Below are 564 nucleotides of genomic sequence, written 5' to 3'. Positions count from 1 at the left end.
CAGCCGCGCCGCGGAGGGCCCGCCGTGCAGCAGGCGCCTGACGAGCCAGCCCCACGGCGCCCACAGCAGCCCCAGCAGTGCGGCGAGCAGCACGAGAAACACATGCAGATTCGGCACCAGCCAGTGGTGCAGCGCCAGCATGAACCCCGTGCCGCCCAGCCAGCCGGTGAGGGCGGCAGCGCGCGGTGTGGGCGCCGCGCGGGCCAGCAGCATCCACGGCACCAGCGCGCCGTACGCCAGCCACCACAGCGAGGGCGCGGGGAAGGCGAGGGCGGGCAGCCCGCCCGCCGGCAGCGCGAGCGCCCCGCGTCTCCACGGGGAAGCCAGGACCCTGGGCATGCCGCGCCTCCTGACCGTCCGGTATGCCGACCCGCACCACCAGTGTGCGCGCGGAAGACCGGCGCGGGCGAGGGCGCGCGGTCGACCGTACGAGTGGTCGGAACCCCGGTGCGCTCCGTGCCGCAGCAGCACAGCCTCCCCCCAGCTCTCGGACTGCGAAGTACGGCAGGGGCAGCCCCTGCCCAGCACGAGGTGCCGGAGGCCCTAGCGGGCTCTGCATCCGTC

Annotated in this window: 1 pseudogene; it reads right to left on the bottom strand. The window is 75.7% G+C overall.

Features of this window, described 5'->3' with window-relative positions:
• Positions 1 to 339, bottom strand: a pseudogene (locus G5C65_RS38140) (apolipoprotein N-acyltransferase); the annotation flags it as partial.
• Positions 340 to 564: the final 225 nt, after the last annotated feature.

Origin of the sequence: Streptomyces boncukensis, from assembly GCF_011045075.1 — a bacterium.
Classification (GTDB): domain Bacteria; phylum Actinomycetota; class Actinomycetes; order Streptomycetales; family Streptomycetaceae; genus Streptomyces; species Streptomyces boncukensis.
The sequence above is the reverse complement of the archived record's forward strand: the minus strand, read 5'-3'. Positions and strand labels throughout refer to the sequence as shown.